Origin of the sequence: uncultured Lactobacillus sp. (genome assembly GCF_902491705.1) — a bacterium.
GTDB lineage: Bacteria > Bacillota > Bacilli > Lactobacillales > Lactobacillaceae > Lactobacillus.
Genome location: NZ_CABUIW010000111.1, coordinates 1 through 1,639, shown reverse-complemented (window position 1 = coordinate 1,639; position 1,639 = coordinate 1). Strand labels below are relative to the sequence as shown.

Annotated in this window: 1 protein-coding gene; it reads left to right on the top strand. The window is 34.1% G+C overall.

Features of this window, described 5'->3' with window-relative positions; genetic code table 11:
• Window positions 1–424 precede the first annotated feature (424 nt).
• Window positions 425–1,411, top strand: coding sequence for a putative sulfate exporter family transporter (locus RDN22_RS11345; protein ID WP_308558161.1), 987 nt, complete (start codon window positions 425–427; stop codon window positions 1,409–1,411).
• Window positions 1,412–1,639: the final 228 nt, after the last annotated feature.

Below are 1,639 nucleotides of genomic sequence, written 5' to 3'. Positions count from 1 at the left end.
TTGTTCTTTATTAAATTTAGTCATAATAAAAGACCCAAAAGTGTCTAACTTTTGGGTCTCACTTCAGATAGAAAATCATCTAGCTTTTTTCTTTAATTTTATAGTTCAACATTTCACTATATTTGGGTGATTTTGTTTACTCATAATTTGATGTTTGATATTTCGTCATAGGACAAGTGTATGTTTAATTTTTTAGTAGAATCGATTAGTTCCCTAACTTGATAATATAAATCGCACTTGTTAGACATGGATTGCTTTGTAATTCTAAAGTTTTTATTAAAGAGTGACATAATGTCATTATGTAGTTGATATTGTGATATAATGAGCAATGCAAACGACAAAGTTCGGGTCGTAAAAATACAATTCTTGGAGGTAGATTTATTTGCGTATTGTTAAAACTACATCTTTTTGGTTAGCTGCTACCATGACATTATTTTGTTCTGTAGCTGGCGTTTTCTTAGCTAAGTTACCTTATGTTAATTTAATTGGTGCTTTAGTGATTGCATTGCTACTAGGAATAGGGATGCAATTAACGCCAAGCGGAGTAAGAATCTTGTCTAAAGACGGCATGGGCTTTATTTCCAACAAGTTTTTAAGACTAGGAATCATCTTATTAGGTTTCCGTCTTAACCTTGAAAAACTTGCTTCAGCCGGAGTTAAAACAGTCTTAGTTGCAGCTTTAGCAGTATCAGGAACTATCGTTTTAACTTACTGGTTAAGTCGCAAGTTTGGTGCTGAAGACGAATTAGCTATTTTATCTGCTTGTGGATGTGGTATCTGTGGTGCCGCAGCTGTAATGGGTGTTTCACCTCAAATTGAATCAGAAGATGAAGAAAGAAAGCGTGAAAACGAAGTATTAGCAGTTGCAGTTGTTTGTGTAATGGGTACTGTTTTCACATTATTAGAAATCATCTTAAAGCCAATTCTTGGTCTTACTGATTCTCAATTCGGTATTGTAGCTGGTGGTACATTACACGAAATTGCACACGCTGTTGCAGCTGGTGGAGCATTCGGTGAATTAAGTCTAGACAGTGCTTTAATCATGAAGCTATCACGTGTTTTACTCTTAGCTCCAGTTGCATTAATTGTAGGTTACTGGTACCAAAAGCGTTTAACAAAGGAAAGTGCAGCAGGTACCGCTAAAAAGCCTGGCAAGTTACCAATCCCATGGTTCTTAGGTGGCTTCATTTTAACAAGTATCTTAGGAACTTACTTACCACTTTCACCTCAATTATTAGATATGTTTGTACAATCTGCTTACATCTTCTTGGGTATGGCAATGGCAGCATTAGGTGTATCTGTAAACTTTAAAGTTATCTTTAAGCGCGGTGGCTCAGTATTTGGAGCAGCAGCAATCAGTTCAACTTGCTTATTAATATTCATGATTATCATGAGTAAATTATTCTTCTAAAATAAAAAAAGAGATGACCCCCTGCGTCATCTCTTTTTTTGACATCTAATATCTTCTAAATTTATATTCTTAACTCAACTTTTCTGTTAATGCATTGCATTAACAACTCCCCAAAAAATAGAATAATCACTTTCTAAAAAAATATTTTACCAAAATAATTCATGAAGTGAGACCCAAAAGTTAGACACTTTTGGGTCTTTTATTATGACTAAATTTAATAAAGAACAA

Bases quoted from the DNA above. Each gene is read 5' to 3' on its own strand.
- RDN22_RS11345 (WP_308558161.1), top strand. From the start codon at position 425: ATGACATTATTTTGTTCTGTAGCTGGCGTTTTCTTAGCTAAGTTACCT.